General features: G+C 47.2%; 21 protein-coding genes. 11 read left to right on the top strand and 10 right to left on the bottom strand.

Annotation, left to right across the window (positions count from 1 at the left end):
• The first annotated feature begins 103 nt into the window (after positions 1-103).
• From VP504_RS25480 to VP504_RS25470, 3 genes are all read left to right on the top strand, one after another.
• Positions 104-1,231: a patatin-like phospholipase family protein gene (locus VP504_RS25480; RefSeq protein WP_325894789.1), complete on the top strand. Its 1,128-nt coding sequence runs from the start codon at positions 104-106 to the stop codon at positions 1,229-1,231.
• Between the two features lie 247 nt (positions 1,232-1,478).
• Positions 1,479-1,994: a GNAT family N-acetyltransferase gene (locus VP504_RS25475; RefSeq protein WP_325894788.1), complete on the top strand. Its 516-nt coding sequence runs from the start codon at positions 1,479-1,481 to the stop codon at positions 1,992-1,994.
• A 3-nt stretch (positions 1,995-1,997) separates the two neighbouring features.
• Entirely contained in the window at positions 1,998-2,600 is a 603-nt protein-coding gene (locus VP504_RS25470) for an HAD-IB family hydrolase (RefSeq protein WP_325894787.1), read from the top strand.
• On the opposite strand, the gene VP504_RS25465 is transcribed toward VP504_RS25470, so the two are convergent.
• The 6 genes from VP504_RS25465 to VP504_RS25440 form a co-directional block, all read right to left on the bottom strand.
• Positions 2,590-3,771, bottom strand: a complete 1,182-nt coding sequence (locus VP504_RS25465; protein ID WP_325894786.1) for a M24 family metallopeptidase — start codon at positions 3,769-3,771, stop codon at positions 2,590-2,592. The genes VP504_RS25470 and VP504_RS25465 overlap by 11 nt on opposite strands.
• 27 nt (positions 3,772-3,798) lie before the next feature.
• Positions 3,799-5,145, bottom strand: coding sequence for a TRAP transporter large permease (locus tag VP504_RS25460; protein ID WP_325894785.1), 1,347 nt, complete (start codon positions 5,143-5,145; stop codon positions 3,799-3,801).
• Positions 5,145-5,687, bottom strand: coding sequence for a TRAP transporter small permease (locus VP504_RS25455; RefSeq protein WP_325895442.1), 543 nt, complete (start codon positions 5,685-5,687; stop codon positions 5,145-5,147). Before VP504_RS25455 ends, VP504_RS25460 begins: the two co-directional genes overlap by 1 nt.
• Before the next feature lie 88 nt (positions 5,688-5,775).
• Entirely contained in the window at positions 5,776-6,819 is a 1,044-nt protein-coding gene (locus VP504_RS25450; RefSeq protein ID WP_325894784.1) for a TRAP transporter substrate-binding protein, read from the bottom strand.
• A 122-nt stretch (positions 6,820-6,941) separates the two neighbouring features.
• Positions 6,942-8,117 (bottom strand): M20 aminoacylase family protein, encoded by a 1,176-nt coding sequence (locus tag VP504_RS25445; protein ID WP_325894783.1) that lies wholly within the window; start codon positions 8,115-8,117, stop codon positions 6,942-6,944.
• Positions 8,118-8,203: 86 nt separating this feature from the next.
• The gene (locus tag VP504_RS25440; protein ID WP_325894782.1) at positions 8,204-8,977 is read right to left on the bottom strand and encodes a maleate cis-trans isomerase family protein; all 774 of its coding nucleotides are present in this window, start codon (positions 8,975-8,977) and stop codon (positions 8,204-8,206) included.
• Between the two features lie 233 nt (positions 8,978-9,210).
• Between VP504_RS25440 and VP504_RS25435 the strand changes: the two genes are divergently transcribed.
• On the top strand, positions 9,211-9,696 hold the full coding sequence (locus VP504_RS25435) for an Lrp/AsnC family transcriptional regulator (protein ID WP_062711616.1): 486 nt from the start codon (positions 9,211-9,213) through the stop codon (positions 9,694-9,696).
• A 70-nt stretch (positions 9,697-9,766) separates the two neighbouring features.
• Here the strand turns inward: VP504_RS25435 and VP504_RS25430 are convergent, their stop codons facing one another.
• The 3 genes from VP504_RS25430 to VP504_RS25420 form a co-directional block, all read right to left on the bottom strand.
• A complete protein-coding gene (locus VP504_RS25430) occupies positions 9,767-10,957 on the bottom strand; it encodes a diaminopropionate ammonia-lyase (RefSeq protein WP_325894781.1) in 1,191 nt (396 codons plus the stop codon).
• Positions 10,958-11,391: 434 nt separating this feature from the next.
• A complete protein-coding gene (locus tag VP504_RS25425) occupies positions 11,392-13,347 on the bottom strand; it encodes an EAL domain-containing protein (RefSeq protein ID WP_325895441.1) in 1,956 nt (651 codons plus the stop codon).
• Between the two features lie 257 nt (positions 13,348-13,604).
• Positions 13,605-15,239, bottom strand: a complete 1,635-nt coding sequence (locus VP504_RS25420) for a methyl-accepting chemotaxis protein (protein ID WP_325894780.1) — start codon at positions 15,237-15,239, stop codon at positions 13,605-13,607.
• A gap of 483 nt (positions 15,240-15,722) precedes the next feature.
• Between VP504_RS25420 and VP504_RS25415 the strand changes: the two genes are divergently transcribed.
• The 7 genes from VP504_RS25415 (at position 15,723) to VP504_RS25385 (ending at position 22,851) form a co-directional block, all read left to right on the top strand.
• Positions 15,723-16,058: a zinc ribbon domain-containing protein YjdM gene (locus tag VP504_RS25415; RefSeq protein WP_325894779.1), complete on the top strand. Its 336-nt coding sequence runs from the start codon at positions 15,723-15,725 to the stop codon at positions 16,056-16,058.
• A gap of 126 nt (positions 16,059-16,184) precedes the next feature.
• On the top strand, positions 16,185-17,537 hold the full coding sequence (locus VP504_RS25410; RefSeq protein ID WP_325894778.1) for an ABC1 kinase family protein: 1,353 nt from the start codon (positions 16,185-16,187) through the stop codon (positions 17,535-17,537).
• A 100-nt stretch (positions 17,538-17,637) separates the two neighbouring features.
• Positions 17,638-18,273: a YdcF family protein gene (locus tag VP504_RS25405; RefSeq protein WP_325894777.1), complete on the top strand. Its 636-nt coding sequence runs from the start codon at positions 17,638-17,640 to the stop codon at positions 18,271-18,273.
• 146 nt (positions 18,274-18,419) lie between these two features.
• Positions 18,420-19,199, top strand: a complete 780-nt coding sequence (locus VP504_RS25400) for a DUF1266 domain-containing protein (RefSeq protein WP_325894776.1) — start codon at positions 18,420-18,422, stop codon at positions 19,197-19,199.
• Positions 19,196-21,985 (top strand): DnaJ domain-containing protein, encoded by a 2,790-nt coding sequence (locus VP504_RS25395; RefSeq protein WP_325894775.1) that lies wholly within the window; start codon positions 19,196-19,198, stop codon positions 21,983-21,985. The genes VP504_RS25400 and VP504_RS25395 overlap by 4 nt, the downstream gene beginning before the upstream one ends.
• Positions 21,986-21,989: 4 nt before the next feature.
• Positions 21,990-22,412, top strand: a complete 423-nt coding sequence (locus VP504_RS25390) for an NUDIX hydrolase (protein WP_325894774.1) — start codon at positions 21,990-21,992, stop codon at positions 22,410-22,412.
• A gap of 34 nt (positions 22,413-22,446) precedes the next feature.
• A complete protein-coding gene (locus tag VP504_RS25385) occupies positions 22,447-22,851 on the top strand; it encodes a dual specificity protein phosphatase family protein (RefSeq protein WP_325894773.1) in 405 nt (134 codons plus the stop codon).
• 48 nt (positions 22,852-22,899) lie between these two features.
• Here VP504_RS25385 and VP504_RS25380 read toward each other — a convergent pair whose 3' ends face one another.
• On the bottom strand, positions 22,900-24,579 hold the full coding sequence (locus VP504_RS25380; protein WP_325894772.1) for an Hsp70 family protein: 1,680 nt from the start codon (positions 24,577-24,579) through the stop codon (positions 22,900-22,902).
• Between the last annotated feature and the right edge of the window lie 38 nt (positions 24,580-24,617).

Raw genomic sequence — 24,617 nt, 5'->3', positions numbered from 1 at the left:
TGTGATGACTTCGATCTTGTCCCAATTTGAACAAAAAAGTTAACCTTAATGCCTAATTTATTGGTCTATAAAGACTCCAGTTAAATAACATGGAGACAGGAAAATGGTGACAAATAGACGCAACAAAAAACCTAAGGTTTGTCTGGTACTACAGGGTGGCGGCGCGTTAGGGGCATACCACATTGGTGCCTACCAAGCGATGAAGGAAGCGGGATTTGAACCAGACTGGTTTGCTGGCATCTCCATTGGTGCGTTAAACTCAGCGGTTCTGGCAGGGAATAAACCAGAAGACCGATTAGGCAAACTGGAAACCTTCTGGGAGCGAATTTCTCGCCCGGATACTGACGCTCACATCCCGAGTTCTTTGGCGATGGCTTTTAATACCATGAGTGCCTCCTCAGCGCTGATGTTTGGACAGCCGGATTTCTTTACGCCGCGCCCAATCAATCCTTGGCTGGCGCCTCCAGGCGAGGCTGCAACCAGCTTCTATGACACCTCTCCACTTTTTACCACCTTGGCGGAATTGGCTGATTTCGACCTCATCAATCAAAACAAAACCCGTCTAACAGTAGGTGCCACCCGTGTGACTGATGGCGAACTGGTTTTTTTCGACAGTAAAACTGACGAGATTGTCCCAGCACATGCTGTGGCAAGTGGCTCACTTCCGCCAGGTTTTCCCGCAACCCAAATCGGTGAGGAGTACTTCTGGGATGGAGGCGTAGTTTCTAATACGCCGGTCAATGGTATTCTTGATTTAGCGGGCGATGAAGAGCTGTTGATCTTTATGGTCGACCTCTGGAATGCCAATGGCGAACTTCCTAAAACCATGAGCGAAGTACTTTGGCGTGAGAAAGAAATCCAATATGCCAGCCGCACCAGTGAACATTTGGAAGCACTTATCGCAAAACGTAATCTCGACCATGTGTTGAAAACTACACCAGGACTGGTCGGTAGTGCTCAAGTACCAGATGTAACAACACTGAAAGCCGGTAAGAAAATCGACATTGTGCATATCACGTTTGACCCACTAGAGGGACATATTCCATTGAGCGATGCTGAATTTTCACGCCGTTCAATCCGTTTGCGCCGTGAGTGTGGTTACAACGATATGAAACAGGCCTTGGAAGAGTCCCCTTGGACACAGCCAAACGAAGGATTACCGTGTCATTTGCATCGCCGTAAGTTTGAAGGTTGTTGGGTAGAAGATAAGAAGCTAGATAAAGCATCTTAACTCGTCGAAAAACGGCCAACGCCTAATAATTAGGCGTTGGTTTCTTTCAATTACCTCAAAAGCCCTTTTTATCAATTACCTTATTTGTTAACGCATTTGGATGTGTCAGCAGAGCGGACATCATCACGAACCCTCTATTCACCCTCTAAATCAATTTGATAAGAGCCGCTTCTGTATCTTCGAGGTACACGTGGCGTATAATCTGTTCGTTTTAAAGCATCGTTTGTTTTCCCTTTGAGGCCAAGAAATGCAAATCCAATATTTACCTGACTCTGAAGTCACCGACATCATCGACCAAAAACTCAGATTACTCCTTAGCGCTAGCTTCTTAAACAATCAGGATTCTGAACATTTTGCCCGTCAGCGTTACTATAAAGAGATGCCCCAGCACCGATATATGGCTTGGGAAGGCGATGAACTCGCTGCACATATTGCCGTTCACGAAAAACAGGTTTCTATTGATGGAATTGAGCACTCCATTGCAGGTATCGCTGAAGTTTGTGTCAACGAAGCGTTTCGTGGTCAAGGGCTGGTAAAGCAGTTACTAAAAGAGGTGCACCAGCACAGATTAGCCGCAGAGGATGATTTTGCGTTGTTGTTCGGGGAGGCGGAGATTTATAGTTCCAGTGGCTATCAAACCACAACAAATGTGCTTGTACATCACCCGGATAATGGGTGGGTATTGGCTGGAAAAACCATGGCGAAGGCACTCAATAACACGTGGCCGTCCGGCGAGGTAAAGCTGATTGGTTTGCCATTTTAACCGATGAATTTAGCGCTATTTGATTTCTATGGCACCCTCACCAAGGAAGATACCTCTACAGCATTCTTATTTTACGCAACTTCAAAGCCACGGTTAGCGATTGGCTTTGCGTTGGTTTGGCCGGTTATCTTGCTTTACAAGCTCGGTCTGCTTCCTGCCAGAAAAACACGCCCTGTACTTGCGTGCATTGCGTTTTGGTATCGCTGTGAAGAAGACGTAGATGTGATTGCTAAACGATTTGCTGCTGAGTATCTACCAACCGAATTAAGGCCAGATGCGATGGAAATGCTCGCTAAGCACAAGGCAAACGGTGACGACGTGTATCTTGTCTCTGCCACGCTGAATATCTACCTCCGTCATCTCTGCAAACGCCATGATATGAAGCTGCTTTGCAGCACTATGTCAGTAAAAAATGGGCGGTTCACAGGGCGATATCTGAATGGTGATTGTAGTTGCGAAAACAAAGCTGCTGCAGTGCAGAAAACGGTAGATCTTAACGCATATTCCCAAGTCTATGCTTATGGGGATACTGACGAAGATCTACCTATGCTTGCCTTAGCGGATGTGAAGTACTTATGTGGAAACAGAATCAGTACTAACCAATAATAGGCAGTTTGTCCCAGGTTCGCGTGTGTAAAAGCTCACACCCATTTTCCGTGATAACGATATTGTCTTCGTGCACGATCATGCGGTTGGGGGCAAATGCCATTCCTGGTTCCAAGGTAAGCACCATACCGGGCTTTAGCACCACATCCCCTTTAGGAATAAAAGAGGGCCACTCTGTCAGTTGCATGCCAAGACCGTGGCCCATTCTCCCAACATCGTTGCCAAGTGCGCCCGCTTTTTCTAGTACTGACCACATGGATTGCCACACCTCACCCGTTGTTCGGCCGGGTTGGGCAGCGGCGAGCCCAGCCTCTGTGGCTGCATAAACGGCATCATAGGCGTCTACCGTTTCTTTTGTTGCGCGATCAAACGCGTAGTTTCGGTCAAAATCGCAGAAGTAGCCGTCAAAGTTGGCGCCCGTGTCGATAATGAGCACATCACCTTCGGTAAGTACCCGATCGGTAGGACCCATGATGATACTGTCGTAACCGGCGGGGCCAGAGCCTGATATGAGATAAGGGCACGAATCCGCCCCAAGTCTGAGCATTTCCAAATGCATGGCTTTGCAAGCTTGTCTTTCAGTAATGCCCACTGATAAATGTTGTCGCAGGTAGTCAAAGGCTTCAGCAGCGATGTTGCAGGAAAACCGGATCTTTTCTATCTCTGCTTTGGATTTGACGCTTCTTATGATCTGGATAATGTCAGAGACATCTTCCCATGAATGGTGTAACAGCAAATTCTGTAGCGAGGCAAAGTTGTTCGCTGGCATACGTAAATGGGTTTCCGGACCCAGCATGGCGCCAATGCGGCGAAACCGTGTACTGACTTCATGAAGCGTTGTTGCTAATAGACTGATGCCATCGTCCTCAGGTCTGGGCGAAGGCCAGCTGCGCACATCTGTTATCCAGGTGAGTTCAAAACCGGAGACGCCAATTTCAGGGACGACCGCAATGGGTTTTCCTTCGGCAGGAACAACCAGAAACCAAGGTCGGGTTGGGCTTTCCCAGAACTGCGATTTGAAGCCACTGAAATAGCGAAACTCAGCCTCAGTTGTGAAGAAAACGGCATCAAGCTGTTTTCCCCGCATCTGTTTTTGTAACTCGTAAGTGCGCAATTCAAATTCACTTTGAGCAAAGCCTCTGGCTGGTGGATTCAGTGGCAATAAGGGCATTCCTTTGTTCTCCTTGATTAGAAAATGTTATTTACTGAATAGTATGTCTCTCGGCAAAAGTGCAATATCCGGCAGGAAAATAAGCAATGCTGACATCACCAACAAAATGAGGAAGAAGGGCAAAGTGCCGCGAATAACCTCAAGATACGGCCGCTGAAAAATCGCGATGGCGGTGAAGATGTCGCAACCGAAAGGAGGCGTCGCAGAGCCAATCGCCATTTGCAGGGTGATAAGCACACCTACGTGGACGGGGTCCAGCCCCGCGGCATCAACAATGGGCGCAAATATAGGTGTCAGGATCAGCAATACCACCAGAGAGTCGACAAACATACAGCCGACGAAAAAAGCCAGTGCGATAACAAACAGAATGTATTCATGAGAAGCGCTGCTGAGATCTAACGGAGCCAGCAAGTCCTGAGGAATTTGTTCGAACGAGATGTACCAGGAAAAAGCCTGTCCAACCCCAACCAAAACAAATACGACCGCGGTAATGAGGCCCGTGCTTAATGCAGCATCAAGTACATCCTTGGTACCTAAAATTCGATAAAACACACACTCAACGACAATAGCGTAGAGCACGGCGAAGGATGCCGCTTCTGTTGGTGTGACAATACCTGAATAGATTCCGCCAATGATCAGTGCAGGGAAGCCTAAAGGAAGAATCGATTTTCTAATGGCTTCCATCTTTTCTTCGCGGTTGGTTTCTTCAACCAAACTAATGCTGTCTGCATGTTTGCGGCTATAAACGTAGCTGTAAGTAGCAAAGAAGATAGTGAGCACAATTCCAGGCCCAATGCCCGCTATGAAGAGTTCTCCGACACTGGCATTGGCAAGCGTGCCATACAGAATCAAACCGATACTGGGCGGGATCAGAAAAGCAATGTCGCTGGCGTTGATGATAAGAGCCATTACAAAGCTGTCTTTATAGCCAGCCTGCAGCAATTTAGGCCGCATGATTTGTCCCACGGATACCACGGTCGCCTGTGTAGAGCCAGAGACAGAACCAAATAATGTACAACTGATGCAGGTGGTAATCGGCAAGCCGCCTTTTAAGTGGCCTACAAAAGCCTGAATCAGACCGAGCAGATTATTGGCAGTGTGGCCGCGGGTCATAATATCTGCAGCGAAGATGAACATAGGCACGGCGATAAGTGCGTTGGGGGAAATCCCTGTCACCATCTGCTGGATCAGCACTTCAGGATCGACGAGCGAAAAGTGAAGCAGGCCAATTAAGGCGCCGATTGCCAGTGGCACAACCATCGGGAAGCTTAGGAAAAGCAGCACAATCATCACGGAAACAAGCGTGAATGTGATGACATAAATATCGAGTTCACCCGCGACGATGTCAGATAAGAATTGGATGATGTCATTCATTAGAGTGCTCCCATACTGTCTTTTTCTTCTTCCTCAGTGACATCCAAAGAAACGTAGATTTCCGGGTGAAGGAGGTTCATGGCAAAACTCATGGCGTACTGAAGACCGGCCATCGCGAATCCAATCGGAATAATGACGTAGATGTAATACACCGGAAATTGCAGCGCAGGGCTGAGCCTGTTAATGCTCTTAAGTTCAGCAACATAAAACACAGACAGGTACGCGAGGTAGAACAGCAGAAGGGCAGTAAAAAGAGCGATGATAGTCGTTAGAACCTTTCTGGCTTTGTAGCCAAGCGCGTCATAAAGCGCGGTCATTCTGATGTTACGTCCTTTCCGAACAGCATAGGCAAAGCCGATGAATGTCACGCCGACAATCAGGAATTGATTAAGCTCTTCGGAAAAGAAAATACTTTTATTAAACGCGTACCGTCCAATAGCGTTGGCGGTGGAATTTACCATCATGGCAATGATGCCGCTGATAATTAGAACCCGCTCCAACTGCTCAGTAAACGCACTGATTTTCTTCAGCAGATGTTTCATAAAACGTCCCACATCTTGTCTGCTTGCCTCAGAGAAAGGCAAATGTGCCTTCAAAGAGCGCATCACAGTGCTCCCTGAAGGCAACCGATTACTGTTGTGAAGCCGCGACTTTGACTTCCTGAATCAGACTTTCGAGAATGGCTTTCGCCTCTTTCTTAGCCGCAGCTTGTTCTTCGGCGGGATAGGCATTTGCGACAACGTCGAAGTAAGTTTCATGCAAGTTTTTGCTCAGCTGCTTAAATCTCTCGCGCTCTTCCTCATTGAGCATCACGACCTGCATATTCGGACGTTCGGCCATAATTTTGTCGAGGTTCTCTTGGTTGATTCGCAGCTGATAGTCATAAGCGGCTTTGTCGGCCTCTTTGATCGCTTTTCTCACCATGGCTTGTTTTTCTGGTGCGAGTTCACTGAACCATTTGCTGTTGGTGGAAACCGTGCTGACGTAAGGCTGTTGTCCCGGAAACATTAGGTAATCCTGTACTTCATGCCATTTTGCGTTATAGATGAAGTAGATAGGGTTGACCATGCCATCTATGGTTTTCAGTTGAAGAGAACCATAGACTTCGCCCCAAGACAATGGGGTTGGTGTTGCCCCAAATGTCTTGTAGGTTTCAACCGGGATGGTTGAAGTGAAGGTACGGATCTTTTGATCGGCAAAATCTTCCGGAGTGCGAATGGCTTTGTTAGCACCCCAAACCATTTCACCTTCAGACATCATTGAAAGCAGCTTCAGGTTGACGTTCTCAAACTTAGCGGCGAGGTTTTCATAAATGGTCGGGCTTCCTGTCAGTACTTTATGGGTCACCGCCTCATCCGTACCTAATACGTAGGGAAGGCTGACTGCTTGAACTTCTGGGACATAGGAACCAAGGTGCCCCGAACCCACAGACACGAACTGAATGGTCCCCTTGGCTGCCAGCTCAACGATGTCATTCTCAGTGCCGAGTTGACCGTAATAGTAAATACGGACGCGTATGTCTCCGTCAGACTCTTTCTTGATCACCTCCGCGAACTTTTGCGCGTAGATGTCTTGCACGTCGGTTTTGTCCTCTTCAGACGCAAACTTCCACGTTTCTGCCTGAGCACTGAAAATCATGCCAAGACTCAATAACATAATGCCAAATTGCTTCATCCTTACATTCCTCGTATGTCGAAATTCAGACAGCACTGTCCCTCGCAAGATGGCGATTCCACTTGCGGCTTTTGTGCTTTTGGATCTGTGCCCTATGAAGAGCGGGAGTCGCTTATGAGAGGTCAGCCATTGGGCCTACCAAGTCGGTCTTTGACCAGTTGGATCCAATAACGGGCACCCAAAGGCAGGATGCTGTCATTGAAGTCGTACTTAGGGTTGTGGAGGGCGCAGCCTCCTACCGATTCTGTGCCATTTCCCAACAGCACGTAGCAACCGGGTTTGACTCTCAGCATGCTGGAGAAATCTTCTGAGATTGTCAGTGGCTCGCAACTCGCATTGACCTTGCCTTTGCCAAGCACTTTTTCCGCTGCCTCCACCGCATAGGCCGTTTGCTGTGGTGAATTGACGGTAGGATAAAAGGTATTGGTGAATTGAAAGGTATGGTTTGCGCCTGCTGCTTCACAAATGCCGGCAACGATTTGTTTCATTCGCTGCTCGATGTGTTCCAGCGTTTTCTCTGTGAAACAGCGACAATCGCCTTTGATAGTGACCTTTCCGGGGATCACATTAATGGTGCCATCAGTAATAAATTCTGTTGCTGAAATCACAGCCGTTTCACTGATGGCGCTGAGGTTGCGGGATACGATAGTTTGTAACGCAAGAATGACTTGCGCACCGGTGACAAGCGGATCAACACCTTGATGAGGAAGGGCAGCATGACCACCAACGCCTTCGATGTTGATTTCGAATCCGCTTTCGCTGGCCATGAGTGAACCTGGCCTAACCATGAGTTCACCTTCTGCCAAGCCGGGAAAATTGTGAATGCCATAAACTTCGTCAATGGCAAAGCGTTCAAACAACCCGTCATCAATCATCGCCTGAGCGCCACATCCATGCTCTTCGTCTGGCTGAAAAATGAAATACACCGTGCCATCAAAGTCTGGATTGGCTGCCAGATAACTCGCCGCGCCAAGCAACATCGCCGAGTGACCGTCATGCCCACAGGCATGCATTTGTCCCTCGTGCTGAGAGGCATGATCAAACTCGTTTTGCTCATGAATGAACAAAGCGTCCATGTCTGCACGTAAGCCGATGCTGGCATCGCTGGTGCCATTTCGGAGTATGCCAACCAAGCCAGTTTGTCCGATGTTACGGACCACCTCAATGCCAAAGCTCTTTAGCTTATCCGCGATGAAATCAGCAGTAAGATTGACGTCGAAACCACACTCAGGAAATCGGTGTAGGTGGTGTCGCCATGCAACCATATCGCTGATCAGTTGTTGGGGCAGGTTGGACATAGTTTTGAAGCTCTCCTTAGCTCTGGGTTGAATGTCTCTTTTTGACTGTCTCTTGTGATTGGCGCCGTGTTAGATCCCAGATGGCGCTAATTTGAATCGCTTATTGAGTATGGCGTTTCCAGAAGCACGCCATATCCATTTATTGGCGTTTTGTCATTCAAAAGCGTCATCGTATGCCAAACTAGGGCAAGGTTGCTGGTGACCACAGGCTTTTCGATGACTGCTTCAATACGCGATACTACCTCAGCGGCGCGCAGTGCCGTACAAGATATAAACAGCGCATCGGCCTCCGGGTCACAAATCGTTATGGCGGCTTGAGCTATATCTTCAGGAGAGATAAACGTCATTGCGGTATCGTCCTCAAAGTCAAAGCCGGCAATGTTAATAACCTCCAAGCCTTGGGTTTCAAAAAATGAAGCCAGTTCCCTGTTCACCGCCTCTGTGTAGGGTGTCAGGATAGAGATATTTTTAGCGCCCAAACTATTGAAGGCAGCCAGAGATGCACTGACAGGATTTGTCACCAAGGCATCGGGGCGCGCTAAATGGATTAATTCTCTAATCTGATGATCGCCAATGGCAATCGTGCCTGAGGTGCATGCATAGATAATCACATCGAGATCTGTGCCTGGCAGAATACAATCCGCAGCACGCGTAATATCCGGCGCCATGGTTTTTAGGTTTTCAATAGTCAGTGGATTGATGTTTTTTACCCGACTGGTAAAAGCACGAATATCTTCAGGAAGAAGTTTCGCAAGCTCGTACTCAATATTGAAATCCGTCGCCAGTGCGATAACCCCAACACGCCCACCGGGTGCCAGATGGCTCAAACTGTATTGTGGCGAGAGGGCTACGGCTTTCATTACTACCTCATTTGTATTGATGACATTTCGTTAACAACACCATCTTCTCGCGACGACATTGAAGAAAAACCAAAATAACGAAGCTTTTAACGAGGGAAATCCGCAATTTTTGTGGTCTATAGTGAGATTTAAGTTAATGAGGAAAATGCGCCTTCAAAGCGGATAATCAGGCTTCGGGTTGCTAGCTTTTCTTGATAGCGAGTGAAATCAACATAGACAGGGAGTAAAAGAGCATGGGACGCTCATCAACGTTTTCTATCGACAGTTTTGACCGGAAAATTCTCAATATTATGCAGGACTCCAATCGGGCGACATCTGATCAAATTGCCGACATGGTGGGTCTGTCTCCTGCGGCGGTTCAGAGAAGATTAAAAAAGTTACGGGAACAGAAAATCATCAAAGCTGATGTATCTGTTATTGATCCTAAAGCCATAGGGAAAGCGATGACGTTTGTTGTGCAAGTCACTCTTGAAAGAGAAAGGGTGGATCTGATGCATAACTTCAAGAAGGAAATGAAGGCTAACAAGTCAGTACAGCAGTGCTATTACGTGACTGGCAGCTCGGATTTTATTTTGATTGTGACCGCGGCTGATATGGAGGAGTACGACGTCTTCACACGAGAGGCCTTTTTCGACAATGTGAACATCAAAAGCTTCCATACCAATGTAGTGATGGACAGGGTAAAAACAGGGCTGACCGTTCCTATTGACGAGTCGTAAGAAGGGACACTGCTTTGGAAAAAGGAGGGCAGTCAATCATCTGTGCTGCCCTCAATGTGGTAACGAAACGTTAGCCGACAAGTTGTTTATACAGCTCTGGGTCAGTCGCACCTTCCGTGCCAAAAACCAACACACGACTGTTCTCGTCAAGGGAAAGAGCCTCCGAGAAGAAGGGAAGAGATCGCGCGATAATCGCGGCAGCCAGACCGGGAACAGCGGACTCACCGGCTTCAATGGCTGGATCTCCTTCAAAACCTTTGGCCAGCATTTTCATTGTGGCTGGGATAGCGTCCTCTGACAGTGTCATAAAATCATCGGCACCATTGCTGAGAATCCTCCAGGCGAGTTCTGACACTTCACCACATGCTAAGCCAGCCATCAGTGTTTCCAGTTCTCCCTCAACCACAACGGGCTGTCCGGCTTTTGCACTGAGTTGAAGACAGTTTGCTTGCTCAGGTTCTACGATGATGAATCTTGGTCTTTTATGTCCCCAAAGGTCCCAGAAGTAACCACATACTGCAGAAGCCAAGCCCCCGACACCTCCTTGAACAAAAACATGGGTAGGTATTTCACCTTCCATCTGAGAGACGATCTCTGACAACATAACGGTGTAGCCAAGGGCCACATCTTTGGGGATTTCCATGTAGCCTTCATATGAGGTATCGGAAACAATGACACGGCCATACTTTTTTGCTTCAGCGTCTGCAATTTTAATGGAGTCGTCGTAATTTCCGGTGATTCTTACGACGTCAGCCCCGAATGATTCCATAGCTTGCCTGCGTCCTTCAGACACATCACGGTGAATATAAATCACGCAGCCGCAGCCGAACATCTGAGCACCCCATGCGACAGAGCGGCCGTGGTTACCATCAGTGGCACAGGTCACCACGATTTCATTGGCTTGTGATTTCCACTCGCCGGAAAGTAACTCGGAGATGGTTGGCGTTTGACCATGTCGCTGAGAAATAATGGCCTGAAGTTGGCGGGCAACGGCGAATGCGCCCCCGAGTGCTTTGAAACTTTTCAGCGCAAACCGTTTTGATTCGTCTTTGTACCAGATTTTACCTAGATTACTGGCACGGGCTAAATCAAAAAGACTCAGAAGTGGTGTTGCTTCATATTCGGGCCACTTGGTAATGTCGGAGATGGCACTTTGTGCAGCGCTAACACTCAGAACTTCTTTTTGCCGGTCGGAGTAACAAGTTGAAGGGTCAGATTTTGGGTTAGCAAAATGACTAAGATTTCCTGAGATAAGCGGCATTGAAGTGCATCCTTGTGTTGTTTGGTATAAAAAGCTTAACAACGTCTTACAGCGGAAATTCTGCGTCTTGGTCGGCCGGGGTGGGGAATTCCCCCCATTATGTTATCTGCTTGCGGGAATCCCTCATTTCATAGTCAATGCACTAGGGGCTGTTGACCTTTGCTGGTTAAATTTCGTTCTAGCCCTAAGCGTTTTATGCGCGGCGAGGTGTGTGCCGCCTAGTTATTCTAAGCAAATACACCTCAACAAAGCATAAAACGCTTAGAGTACGGGACGCGCAGTCGAACCCTTCGGGCAGCGTTTGTGGGGAATTTCTGCTGCGTTATCAGCTTCTCATGTAGGCCAGCTACATATCGAAGCCTCTGCCTTGCATAAAATCTCCACAAACTGCTGCAAAAATCACCACCAAAGGTAAACAGCCCCTAGGGTCGAAACTAAAAGAGCTTTTCAATATCTGACTTACTCAGTGCCTTGTGATAGAAATATCCTTGGGCAATGTCGATATTGCACGCCAAGACCAATGAAATCTCCGTGTCATTCTCGACACCCTCTGCAATTACAGTGTAGTGCATCTCCTCCAGTGCCTGGCTGATGTGTCGGTAAAGTACTTGCCCAGATTCGCTGGAAGTGTTTTCCAGAAACTGCCGATCCAATTTCACGAAATCGGCACTGAGGCTAGCCAGCATTGAGAGGCTAGAGTAGCCAGAACCAAAATCGTCGATGGCCACACTGAAACCTTCTTTTCTTAGTCTGTTTATTGCCTTTTGTGCTTCTCTTTGGTTCTTTATGTAGCTGGACTCAGTGACTTCAACTACGACAGGTAAACCTTTTAAATGTGTAATGAATAATGTGATGTAGTCACTGTCCAAAAGCGCATCCACTGTTATATTCATACTGACCTTATGCGTTAATATCCCTCGTTCCTTCCAGTCTTTTAAGTCGAAACTGAGTTGATCCAGCACCCAGCGGTCTATGGGTAGGCTTAATCCAGCATCATTAAAGTCGTTCAAAAATGATGGTCCGAAAAAATGGTCACCCGTTTTCAGCCGAAGCAAGGCTTCCATACCTATTAATTGACCTGTTTTTAGGTTGTATTGCGGTTGATAGAACAAAACCAATTCACCCTCAATCAGCCGTTTCATGTGCGTATTAACTTTATCGAGCTTTTTATCAAATTTTAGTTGGGCTTCATTAAGCAACACGTCAGATGATGAGAGTACATTGGAATTTAGGCGTAATTTACGCATTAGTGTATCTCTCATTCCCTCATTACTCCTATCTTCAAAATACCTAATAAAGGGGCGATAGATGGCGACTCCGAGAGAGATAAGGGCAATTTGCAAAAATAACGCAATGACATCTCCTCCCGTAATAAGCCAGGAGTTCATCAGTATCGGTGTTACCCACGAAATTGGCTCGTTTATAATCTCTACCGGTATTAAAGAAAGAAAAGCAAAACCTAATATATGGTTCAGTAGCGGAACGATCACGAATGGAATAGCGAGCGCCGGATTATATATTACAGGTAAGCCAAAAAGCAGGATTTCATTAATGTTCATCACCGCAAATGGAATGGAAATCTTTGCGACAGCTCTTCCGTGTGAATTTTTTGAAAATAACAGTAACGCAAATATGAGAGACCAAGTACTACCAGAACCACCATAAACAACGAAAAGGTCGAAAAAGTTGGTAAATGGGATGTTAGAAACATAAATATCTGAGACGAACTGTGTATCGAAAAAGGTGTAAAAAGCGGCCGCACCATGAATTCCCGTAATCCAAAAAAGATGGATAAACAAGGTGTATGAGAAAGCCTGTAACTGCATCGGAAGGCTGGCAACCCACTCCACAAATGGAGAAAAAGTGATCAGGTGCAGTTTTGGAACCAAGAGTACCGCGACGATATAGATGATGATGTAAGGCAGTGTCGCATCGACATTACGTGTCAGCGATCGGTTTAAAACGCCCTTCGGATCGACGGTGATTCTTAGATATTTGTTGAGTAGGATATACATAAAGCAGACAAATATCGGTATAGCGATAGCCTGTGGCAAAACAAATTTATCACTGAGTTCTAATCCCTGTTCGCCAAGTCGAACAAAGCCTGAAAATTTGAAGAAAAGGAGCACGGTCAGAATAGTCGCGTGGACCCGCTCATAAGAAAAACCAAGTGCTAGGTGTGAGGCCAAAGACATTGCTAGGAGTGGCGGGAAACTTAAGTCGAACATTCTAGACAGAGTGTCCGCGGTTTCCATGTCCAATATACCAACCTGTTGGTTGAATATATAGAAAACAATCCAGAGAGAACGAAGAAACATATAGGGTAAAAGTGCCAATACTGCTTCACGAAAGCTCATTGCGAATATCTGGAACTGCGACATTCTTTGCATGTTGAGCACTGCATAAACTCCTGAAAAATGGTGCCCAATAAAACCAAAGCATTGCTTGGTTATATTGGATTGGGTGAATAGATATGCCTTATCTTATCGCGTGTCATCATGGTGTTTATGTGCATTTTTAGAGACGAAGAGATTATTTTTCAGCAGACAACACTGACGTAAAACGAATAAAACCCCAAAAAGGAGCTTTATTCGTTCTCTTACCCGGCAGTGGGCGAGCAGGGGGAAGTGGGTGGCGAAGGGACAATTTAAAGAGCGTTAGACACTTTAAATCTTCCAACTGAGCTTCTGAATTTTCCGACTAGATTATTAACTTGTCGTGCTGAGCCCTGAACATTTTCAGCAGATTCGTGATTATTAGCTGCCATATCGGCAATACCCTGAATACGGCGAGCGAGTTCTTGATTGGCGATAGTCTGTTCGTGCAGTGAACGTGACACTTCTTCAATGATGTTGATAAGGTCCATCGATTTCTGATGCATTTCACGGACAGATTGCTCGGCACTGTGTGTCTGAGACATATTGTCACTTACCACGGATACGCTGTCCTCGATATGGTTGACAGTCGCTTCAATTCCGGTGCGAAGTTCCTGAATTGTGGAAGCAATTTGCTTGGTGGAGTCGGAAGTGCGAACTGCGAGGTTACGCACTTCGTCAGCCACAACGGCAAAGCCTCGCCCTTGATCACCAGCGCGCGCTGCTTCAATCGCCGCATTCAAGGCAAGTAGGTTTGTTTGTTCTGCAACATCGTTAATCACGCTGATTATGCCTTCAATTTCTTTCGAGTGTTGGTCGAGCTCAGCGACGGCAGAACTTGAACGCTGCGACTTCTCAGACATCTGGTCCATGTTGCTGATGGTTAACTGCATGGTATTCGCACCTTGCTGCGCTTGCGCACCATTTTCATTAGATAGCGACTTCATCTTGTCAGCATCATGGGAAATGGTATTAATGCTGGCCGCAAACTCTTCCACCAAAGCCGCAATACTTCCGGTATCTTCAGACTGTTGGGTGGAGGCACCAACGATGTGATTGGAGAGGTTTTCCAACTTGGACACTTCGCTATTTAGTTGCGTTGCGCCTTGCGCTATTCCTGTCAGAGTTTCTTCAAAAGCACTCATCAGGCTATTGAACGCACGACCAAGGTCTGTGATTTCGTTTTTCCCTTTCAAGCGTGAGCGGACGGTCAAGTCCAGATTTTGCTCTGCAGTTTGAAGTAGACTCTTTAACTTACTTAAAGGTGTGGTGATGCTTCTGGCTATCGTGTAGGAAATCGCTAATAGGACAAGCGATACAGCAGCGACTATCAGCAGCATCTTACGTACATCCTGATAGAAAACGGCCTCGACATCATCGACGTAAAGTCCTGTGTTTAACACCCAACCCCAGGGTTGGAAAGGCAGGGAGTAGGCAATTTTTGGATATGGGGTCTCATCAGCCCCCGTTTTTTTCCAGTGATAAGTGACGAAACCACCGCCGCTTTTCGCCTTATTCACTTGTTCCAAAATAATGTAAACGCCGTTCACGTCCTGTAGGCTGGCGAGATCTTTACCAATCAGACTACTGGTAATAGGGTGGTGCACCATAGTGGCGTTCATGTCGTAAATCATGAAGTAACCATTGGTGCCGTATCGCATTGCATCCAAAGCAGTAATGGCACGCTTCTGGGCTTCCTGAACCGAAATATCCCCGGCTTGGGATTGTTGGTAGAGACGGGTGACCAGACTCTCTGCGGTTTCAACCAGCACCTGAATCTGGTTTTTCCTTTCCTCGAGCATGTTGTCTCGTTTAAAAATTAACGAGATAGTAGTGACTGAAACCAAAGACAGCAGAGCAATCACAATGATCAACGATAAACGTTGCCGGATGGACAGCGCGTTCATGTTTATCTCCCTAAGACCTAACTAATTAAAATGAAGGGCTTTGTTACAGATTCATATTAGCAACTGATTTCATATTTTATTGATGATAAAAATACTCAATATATTGCATTTATGTTAGCAGAAAAGCAGAGTGTGCTGTCTGGCTAGGCAGACAAAGGGCTGCAGCCCTAACGATTGTAAATTCATAGTTGTAATGAATTTATTGTGACGAATTAACATTTTCCAGAAATGTGATCCAGTGCATTTAAATGTAAGAGAGTTGTTTGGTCGGTTACGAAGATGTGGGCGTTAATATGGCTCGATTTGTGTCTGGCTGTTTTAGGTCGTGTGCTAAAGAATCTTAAGCCTAGAAAAAGTGTGTACTTATCACGTTTCGCTGTATGCGAAGCTGTGGGTTTCGTTTAGACTAGCGCCTCTTTGTACCAATCGGACTGACGATTTAGTCCAGCTGGTATTCTCCATCTTTACTGAGGTGATCAATCAATGTCTTTACCAAATTGCCCGCAATGTAACTCTGAATACACCTATGAAGACGGCACTCTGTATGTATGCCCTGAGTGTGGTCACGAGTGGTCTCATGATGCATCTGCTGATACAGAAGAGACGAAGGTAATTAAAGACTCTAACGGCAATGTTCTTCAGGACGGCGACACGGTGACTGTGATCAAAGACCTGAAAGTGAAAGGATCGTCACTGGTTGTTAAAGTGGGTACCAAAGTGAAAAACATCCGTCTGGTTGACAGCGACCACGATATCGATTGTAAAATCGATGGCATCGGCGCAATGAAGCTGAAGTCTGAGTTCGTGAAGAAGGTATAAGCCCTCGCTTCCCCGAAAAACCGCGCCCACGAGCGCGGTTTTTTTGTACCTAGGTATATGCTCGGTGAACGATTCTCTGTTCGGTTCGTACTGGTTTTAGGGAAAACAACAAAAAGGACACACATCGTGGCTGAGTACGACGACGGTAAAAAGGTGCCTAGCAATCGAGTGAGCAGAGTCGGTATGTTTGGCTCTGTGGTCACCAAAGTAGCGACCAATATGGCGGCAGAAGGTGCCAAGCAATTGATTGCAGGCAAGCGCCCCAAAGCAAAGGACCTGTTGCTGACCCCTAAGAACATTTCCAATATTACCGACCAACTTGCCCAGCTTCGGGGAGCGGCAATGAAAGTTGGTCAACTATTGAGTATGGATACTGGTGATGCCCTACCCAAAGAACTCACAGATATCCTCGCCCGACTGCGCTCTGACGCCGCGCCAATGCCCGCCAAGCAACTTGCTGAAGTCCTAGCCAGTGAATGGGGCAGTGACTGGCAGAAACATTTCCTTTCCTTCAAATTTAAGCCTATCGCCGCAGCGTCAATTGGTCAGGTGCACTTCGCTTATGACGACGATGGTTCGGAGCGGGCGGTGAAGGTGCAGTACCCTGGTGTGAAGAAAAGCATCAGCAGCGATGTCGACAATGTCGTCACACTGCTTCGCCTGACAGGGCTAGTGCCTAAAGAAGTCGATTACAAAAGCCTGCTTGAAGAAGCCAAAAAACAACTTTATGCCGAAGCGGATTATCAACTGGAAGCAGAACATGCCAAGGTGTTTGGTGAGCTGTTGAAAGGTGATAATCGATTCGTCGTGCCTTCAATCAATAATGCGCTGACCACGTCGTCGATCTTGACCATGAGCTATGAGCAGGGCGAACAGATTGAAAATCTCGGTGACTTGCCTGATGCGCAGAAAACCGAGCTGGTTTCCAATCTGTTTACCTTGTTGTTCCGCGAAGTATTCGACTTCCAACGTGTTCAGACAGATCCCAACTTTGCCAATTATCTGTATCAGCGAGAAACCGGAAAAATTGTATTGTTGGATTTTGGCGCAACCCGTTTGTATTCAGACACGATAAGCCAAGGCTACCAGAAGTTGCTGACGTCAGCGATGCACAACGACAGGGAAGGGGTGGCGAACGCCATGTCCCAAATCGGCTTTTTCAGCGAACATATCTTCCCTGAACAAAAAGGCGCAGTGGTGAATCTGGTGATGACGGCCTGTGAGCCTCTGCGCCATAACGGGCCCTATGATTTCGGTCGCAGCGATCTTGCTAAGCGCATTCATGATGCCGGCATGGTACTTAGCACCGAGCAAGGGTATTGGCACACACCACCTGTAGATGCACTTTTCCTTCACCGGAAAATTGGTGGTTTGTACCTGCTTGCAGCGCGCTTAGGTGTGAGTATTGATTTGCCTGAACTGTTTGCTCCGTTTGCATGGGAAGCCGAGTTTGAGCCTGCAAAAGTGGTGGCTAACTAATCAACTTCTACTGAATTTCAGAAAATGCGTGTCATTGCTTTGAAATGAAAAGGCGTTAGGAGTATTGGTAACTATACAAAACCAATCGGGAATACTAAACATGCCTGCACGCCTTTATAAACATATTGAAACCATCTGGAATTTCCACCTTATGGGGCATGAAGTTATGCCCGCAGACTGCCTGTTTGTATTGTGCAGCAACGATATACGAGTCGCTGAATATGCAGCTGAACTTTACCGCCGAGGTTTGGCGCCTTATGTATTGGTCTCTGGCGGAAAAGGCAGGTTCACTGAAGAAGTTTTCGAGAAATCGGAAGCGGAGACGTTCGCTGAAATTCTGCTCGATGAAGGGGTTCCTCACAGGGCAATACTTCTGGAGAAAGAAGCCACCAATATGGGTGAGAACGTGACACTGTCACACTCCCTTCTAGAACAGAAAGGGCTGAGGTTTCATCGTTTTATTCTCGTGCAGAAACCTTTTATGGAACGGAGAGCTTACGCAACGTTCCTAAAGCAGTGGCCAGATGAAGTTCAAAGTGTTGTTTGCACTTCCCCTCCTATCCCGTTTTTGGAATATCCCAATATTGATCTGACGTTTGATCATGTTGTTGAAGCGACGGTAAGTGACTTCGAACGAATTAAAGATTATCCAGCACAAGGCTACCAGATTGAGCAGTCGATCCCGGATGAAGTGATGTCTGCTTATAACGAGATTAAGAAAGCGGGACTTTGGTGAGACACCAGCAGGATTTAGATGATTAAAGCGGTTTAAAGTCTAATAACCTGATCAACCTCTCTACACTTTGGCACCTCAAACCGTCATCCTAATCTGATGAAATATTGTTCTAATTGCATGAAGCGATTCAGAAAAGCAGGTTCAGGATGACGGCGCATACTTCCAATAACTTTGACCCCTCCCTCCCACATTGCCAATGGTGGTTGGCGATAACCTCGCCACAAATAAGTTATAACCGTGGCGATTATGACTACGATTTGCCTACATTAAAACGTGACCTGGATGACCCAGTAGAGTGGGGTAAGAATTTTATCGACTGGTGGGGAATTGATACCCGCCGCGAATGGCATGAAATGATACACCGCTTGGCAATGGCCGAGGTGCATGGTGATGTCTGGGCGGGTGAATTTGGGCGCCGTGCCTGCATGAGCGCTAATGAGTGGCAGCAACGAATCGATCGTGTGCAAAATCCTGTGGCAAAGGCTGAGATGAGTTATCTGGATGCGGCATATCGTCACGTTGGTGTGGCGGGATTCAAAGGCTGGGATTTTTGCAGGGGTTCTTTTCTGACACGTGCGGGCTTCTGTGCTGGCAAAGTCACGCAGGAAGAATTTGCTTTCTTGCTCAATTACTTCAGCCGACAAATTCAAGCGCACTTCTCCAGTTGGGAGCAATATACCCAGAGTTTCATTTTTGGTCGTAATTACTGGGAGTATATGAACGACCAGGACGAAGACAGTGACAATATAAGTTACCTACTCAACAACGGTTTCTATGTTGGGTTCAGTAGCTTCTATCAATGTTTAGAAGAAGACACAGACTGCCCTATCCCAGCGCTGGATTGGAACGTGGAACTGCCTAACATTCGTCAACCAGAATCGCTGAGAGCTATTTTGAGCGATGAAGAGGGGGAGGCAAACGCATGAATATGTGGGAAGTGCTGAACCTTGAGCAGACCGCTGACGAGTCAATCATCAAAAAAGCCTATCGCGTTAAACTTCGCCAACACCATCCAGAAGAGGATCCGGAGGGATTCAAGCTGGTTCGTGAAGCCTATGAGAATATTCTTCAATGGCTTAAAAACGGCGCTGAAGAAAGTGCGCAACAGGAACAGGTACAAACTGCCGAAGCCAAAGAGCCTGCTGAGGTACATCCGCACACTGAAGCGTTTAACCAATTGCTTCAGGACCCTACAAAGCGCATGGTTCTGGCGAACTGGAAAGCCTGGACAGAAACCAGCCAGATGCTCCAAATCGATGAGCAGCAAAAAATTTCCGACGACGCGATCACTGTGGTGCTGGCAAACCGGTGGCTCCCACCTTCCATCATTGATGTGCTTTGGGATGGATTAAGCTGGAATTTGTTACTCAACGGGGAGCAACAACAGGTTGAACTGGGTGAATTTCTGGATGAATGGCGCGAGCTACCGCTCTCAATCAGCTTAGATGAATTAGTTGAGTTTAGCGCGCCGGAGCAACGCGCTATTCTTAGCTTCCTGCGTCCTCTTCACATCGCGCTGGCCCGAGGGCAATTAGATGCTCTGGAGTACCATCTCCAGCAATCACTGACCTTTGTACTACCTGATCTTCTCAATGTGAAAATCAGTGTACTTAAATCGCTGGTGGCGCTAAAAATTAAATCCTCAGTAGTTTCAGATGCTTTGGTGACTGAACTTATTCAACTGCCCGCTGAAAACTTAACGGTTGCTCAGTGGGAAACTGTGGCTGGAACCGCCAACCTCACTGGTAACGAAAAAGCGATAGATTCGGTCACTGAGAAGTTACTCTCTCTTGATGCATGCGCAGAAGCTGCGGAACTGCAATATTCCGCAGCATTGAAACATGACAAGCTGTTGGCGATGAGCCTCGCTTGTCTGCGCCAACGGTGGAATCCGCTGCCGCCTGTCTATTGGCGAAATGAGCGTCAACTCTTCCCAGCGCCGGAAAGTAGTTCTGAAGAGCTGATGTTCAACTGGCTATACGGTCAATTAGTTAGTCATAACAATGGCGCAATAAGCCATCGTCTGGATTTTGTCGGTGCAGAAGGACGAACAGCGCTGATTGTGAAAGCGATTTGGGCTGCACATTCTGGCAGTTGGGCTTGGATGTCCTCATTGAGGCAAGAGCTTATCGAAACCCTCAGCTTGGCCGAAACGCAAAGCGAACGCGTCGCGATGACCTTGGTGTTGAAATGCTTGCAGGAAGAGATGCAAAAACAAGGTGGCTCAGAAACACTTCAACAAAAACTCGCCCACTACGAAACCGACGCTTTCTTTTCTCAGGAAGCGTTGACGATGGAAGAACTGAGCTCACTTTCAAAAGAAGATTGGCTTGAATGTGTTCGCCGTCATCCACTGTTGCCAGACAGCTGGTATCGACAGTTGGAACAAGCTGAAGTGCTGGTGGTTGATGAAATCCGAGAGGGTTCCATTTATCCGTTTTACATAGACTCTCTTTGCTTCTATCGAAGCGCTAACCCAAGTTATGCATTGAGCAGTGTCTGGCAGAACAGCCCTTTCGAAAGTGTATTTGATTGGATGTTATTCTTTGTTTCACACCTCGGCACAGGAGGTTTGCCAAAGCAGTCAATTGTTGATGCTCTGCCAACATTACCGGAGGCTCAGCAAGAAGGGCCGATTTCCCTGATCTTACCGTTTGCAGCTAGGCCAGATGAGTACTTGCCAGAAAGTGTTGAGTCATTTTCGAAATACCCTGACCAGTTTATTTATCGGCTTGTAGTCGACAGGCAGGTATCGCTTCTGGTTGAAAAAGCAAAGCCAGAAGTACTGATGGAAAAGGCCAAAGCGCGGGATTTTTGCGCCACTATGGCACTTTCCCGTCTGCTAGAAAAAGAACATTTTGATGAGGCGGTCGTTTTCTGGAATTTAGTGGCGGCGAATGTGGATTCAAACCCTCAGTTCCATTTGGTTGTGGACTGGCAACAGCAATCACTGATGCGCTTAAAAGAAGAAAAAGGGCTGGTAAAAGAAACCTATCACTATGTGAAGCCAGAGTTCCTTCACGCCATGATTACCAACAACCGAGAATGGTTTGCACCACCGGAAGAGTTTGAAGAGCATTCACCGGAAGATGAGGCGAAAGACTTTCACTATCCCATGTGCATTCTTCTTACCCAACTTCATTTGGGCTTGGAAGGGGATGGATATAACATGGCTTCGCTCAAAGTCTTGGCAGACAGGCGCCAAAAACAAACCGAACTTCAACAGGACACCACGGACGTGGCCGTCGAGTATCTTGACGGAATGTATCGCCAGAAGCTGGAGAAAGACATCTCAGAGAAAGGAGAAAAGGCAGCAACCTACAGCAAAACCAAACTCAAGTTCCTTTCTTTTGCTTTCTTCGCTGCTTGGGTGTTTGTTTTTCCAATGACTGTGATGAGGGGTTTGGAAGTCTCCGAGGAAACGTTAGGTGTTATGACTATCTTTCTTTTTATCACCCACAGTCTTCTTGCTTGGCAGGTTTCACGCCCCATCATCACCAAGGGCAACCGAAAGAAATACCTTTTTTACAGCATTTTTACCCTGCTGGCTGCGATGATATTCCGTTCAGTCTTCCTGGCTTTCATCAATGTTATCACTCACTACCTGACGGCTAATGGACTCAACGATCTATATTCCCGCGGAGGTTGGGACAGAAAAGTGGTGGCGAGAAGGGAGATTAATATGAGAAAGGTGTTAGGGTTTAGGGATTAGATCAATGGAGCATCAAGAGTGTGTTTCTTTCTTATTGGTTAAGCGTGGTTACGCATTATTGGAAACGCGTTCACGAGACAAAGAAACAGACCCGGGGGTGATCACCATACCTGGAGGCCATATGGAGAGTGGGGAAACTCAGCTTGCGACACTAACCCGGGAGTTGACTGAAGAGCTCTGCATTTCGCCCAAACATCACTTTTACCTTTGCTCGCTGTATCATCCCACAGCAGCAGAGCTTCAGCTGATTCATTACTATGTCGTCACTGAATGGGCAGGACAGTTACGAAATCAAGAAGCGGAGACTGTTGAATGGTATCCATTAAATGATGCTCCCGTACAACTTGAAGCAGATAAGGTTGCTCTCTCAGAGTTTGTTCGAATAGGCGGTCAACTTAGCTATGAACCAGCTTTTTTTCGTCGATAAGTTTGTTGCTGGCCGATGCGGCCCGGACAAAGTCATGTGGGACCTCGATTTACTCAAAAAATCTGGTGTTGTGGCGGTTCTATCTGTGAACAATGGTGAGATGGTGCATGAGTCTAGGCTCGTCGAGTTTGGTATTGCATACCAACATATTCCGCTTTCTGATAATGCGCCTCCACAAGAAGGCGACTTACAAATTTGCATTGATGCGCTACCCAGAATTGTCCGTTTTGTTGAAGACAACAAAACAAACGGAACAGTTGTTATTCATTGTCGCTCGGGGAAAGATCGCACGGGATTAGCTTTGGCCGCCTATTTGATGAAAGCCAAAGAGCTAGATGAAACTGACGCTATGAATATTGTGAAAGGTGTTCGCCCAATTGCTTTCTCTGCTCCTGGATGGGACAAGTTTTCTGAAGCAGTTCTAGCTTCGTTACGCTGACTCACTAAGTTTTTAAAACTAAAGCACTAAAATCAGCAGAACATATTTCTAACTAAAACCCAGAACCTTCAACTGTTTATCAACCGACTCTCTGGCTTCACGAATCACACGTTCATCCTGACTGTCCAACGCGTGTGTGAAGGCGGCAATCAACTCTTCCACTAACTGTCGTTCCTCAGCGAGCTTTTCTTCGTAGAGGCGGTTTAGTTTCTCTGACATAGCAATATTAGGCAGTTTGTCGCGAGGGTGTACTTTCAGCATTGCCAACCGCTCCCGGCTGGCAACTTTGTCGTCTTCACTCATGCCTACTGGTGTGCGATCGATGACTTTTTGGGTGGTTTTCTGCGTCGAAAGTACTGTCACATCAACTTCCAGCAAGCCGTTAATGTCATAGCTGAAGCGCACATCAATGGCCTCTTCACCAGCTTTGTTTTCTGGCACGGTCACTTCAAACTCGTTGATGAAAATATTCTCGCGCACCCAGTATCGTTCGCCTTGATAAACCGCAATTCTTACGACTGTTTGCTTGTCTGTGGTGGTGTAGTAACGTTCAACACGGGACGTGGGGATAACGGTATTGCGCTCGATGATAGGGCTGAATACGTCTACCTGACCATTGCGGTTTGAAGCAATGCCCAGACTGAAAGGGGACACATCGGTGAGTACGATTTCTTCTACGGCTTCATCACGCAAACGGCAGGCCGCCTGAGTCGCAGCACCCATCGCGACAACTAAATCCGGGTCGATAGAAATCTTACCAAACCGTCCAATCAAACGGGTGGCGAGCTGCTGCACATGGCGCAGTCTCGTTGCGCCGCCAACGAAGATCAGTTCATCGATATCTTCCGGTGTAATGCGTGCGTCACTCAGTGCCTGACGAAGCGGCTGGGAGAGTCGCAGCATGGTCTCCTTCCAGATTTCATCAAGCATGAATGGCGTCAGCGCTAAAGACCTGGCAAAAGGTTCCGGTAGATGGATGACAAAGTCACCTTCGCCGATTTTCTTGGCATTTTCACAAGCGCTGATGATCTTTGCCATATCGTTTAAAGTAAGCTCGCTATCATCCGTTTTGACTTTATCGACGACATAGTCTGCAAGTTTGCGGGTGAAGTCTTCACCGCCAAGACGGTTATCACCCGCGGAGGCGCGAACATCAACAAACCCATCAGCGTGTTCTACTACGGTGACATCAAAGGTACCGCCGCCAAGGTCAAACACCAGAAACCGGCGCTCGTGTGATTCATGAAGGCTGTATGCTAGACAGGCAGCTGTCGGTTCGTTAATCAGGCGAACTGCAATCAGGTCAGCGAGCTCCGCGGCAAGGTGAACTTGCTTACGCTGCTGGTCACTAAAGTAAGCGGGGACAGAGATAACGACTTCGCTGATGGCATGACCGAGAAACGCTTCCGCATCCGCTTTAAGTGAACGCAGGATGAGCGCACAGAGTTCAGTGGGGGTATAACGTTGTTTACCGAGTTGATATTGTTTATCAGAACCGAGATAGCGTTTAAACGCCGCTGCGGTTTCCTGTGGCCTGGTCACCAAACGAGAATAGGCCGCTTCACCAACCAACACTTGCCCACTGTCATCGATGCTAACGACCGAAGGAGTGAGGTATTGGCCTAGAGCATTGGGAATGAGCTCAGCGCTTCCATTTCGCCAGACGGCGATGGCGCTGTTGGTGGTGCCTAAATCAATCCCAATCGCCAATTCGGTTGGAGCAGTCATCCGTTACTTCCGTCGTCTTTTCATTCCGTAAAGACCTA

It is taken from the genome of Grimontia sp. NTOU-MAR1 (genome assembly GCF_035758505.1).
GTDB lineage: Bacteria > Pseudomonadota > Gammaproteobacteria > Enterobacterales > Vibrionaceae > Enterovibrio > Enterovibrio marinus.
Note: the sequence above shows the minus strand (reverse complement) of the source record. Positions and strands in the feature narration are given on the sequence as shown.

Coding starts and splice junctions, on each gene's coding strand:
- VP504_RS25465 (WP_325894786.1), bottom strand. CDS start 3,771: ATGCCCTTATTGCCACTGAATCCACCAGCCAGAGGCTTTGCTCAAAGT.
- VP504_RS25470 (WP_325894787.1), top strand. CDS start 1,998: ATGAATTTAGCGCTATTTGATTTCTATGGCACCCTCACCAAGGAAGAT.
- VP504_RS25450 (WP_325894784.1), bottom strand. CDS start 6,819: ATGAAGCAATTTGGCATTATGTTATTGAGTCTTGGCATGATTTTCAGT.
- VP504_RS25435 (WP_062711616.1), top strand. CDS start 9,211: ATGGGACGCTCATCAACGTTTTCTATCGACAGTTTTGACCGGAAAATT.
- VP504_RS25405 (WP_325894777.1), top strand. CDS start 17,638: ATGCCTGCACGCCTTTATAAACATATTGAAACCATCTGGAATTTCCAC.
- VP504_RS25430 (WP_325894781.1), bottom strand. CDS start 10,957: ATGCCGCTTATCTCAGGAAATCTTAGTCATTTTGCTAACCCAAAATCT.
- VP504_RS25440 (WP_325894782.1), bottom strand. CDS start 8,977: ATGAAAGCCGTAGCCCTCTCGCCACAATACAGTTTGAGCCATCTGGCA.
- VP504_RS25390 (WP_325894774.1), top strand. CDS start 21,990: ATGGAGCATCAAGAGTGTGTTTCTTTCTTATTGGTTAAGCGTGGTTAC.
- VP504_RS25425 (WP_325895441.1), bottom strand. CDS start 13,347: ATGCAAAGAATGTCGCAGTTCCAGATATTCGCAATGAGCTTTCGTGAA.
- VP504_RS25455 (WP_325895442.1), bottom strand. CDS start 5,687: ATGAAACATCTGCTGAAGAAAATCAGTGCGTTTACTGAGCAGTTGGAG.
- VP504_RS25395 (WP_325894775.1), top strand. CDS start 19,196: ATGAATATGTGGGAAGTGCTGAACCTTGAGCAGACCGCTGACGAGTCA.
- VP504_RS25460 (WP_325894785.1), bottom strand. CDS start 5,145: ATGAATGACATCATCCAATTCTTATCTGACATCGTCGCGGGTGAACTC.
- VP504_RS25475 (WP_325894788.1), top strand. CDS start 1,479: ATGCAAATCCAATATTTACCTGACTCTGAAGTCACCGACATCATCGAC.
- VP504_RS25400 (WP_325894776.1), top strand. CDS start 18,420: ATGACGGCGCATACTTCCAATAACTTTGACCCCTCCCTCCCACATTGC.
- VP504_RS25420 (WP_325894780.1), bottom strand. CDS start 15,239: ATGAACGCGCTGTCCATCCGGCAACGTTTATCGTTGATCATTGTGATT.
- VP504_RS25415 (WP_325894779.1), top strand. CDS start 15,723: ATGTCTTTACCAAATTGCCCGCAATGTAACTCTGAATACACCTATGAA.
- VP504_RS25445 (WP_325894783.1), bottom strand. CDS start 8,117: ATGTCCAACCTGCCCCAACAACTGATCAGCGATATGGTTGCATGGCGA.
- VP504_RS25385 (WP_325894773.1), top strand. CDS start 22,447: ATGTGGGACCTCGATTTACTCAAAAAATCTGGTGTTGTGGCGGTTCTA.
- VP504_RS25380 (WP_325894772.1), bottom strand. CDS start 24,579: ATGACTGCTCCAACCGAATTGGCGATTGGGATTGATTTAGGCACCACC.
- VP504_RS25480 (WP_325894789.1), top strand. CDS start 104: ATGGTGACAAATAGACGCAACAAAAAACCTAAGGTTTGTCTGGTACTA.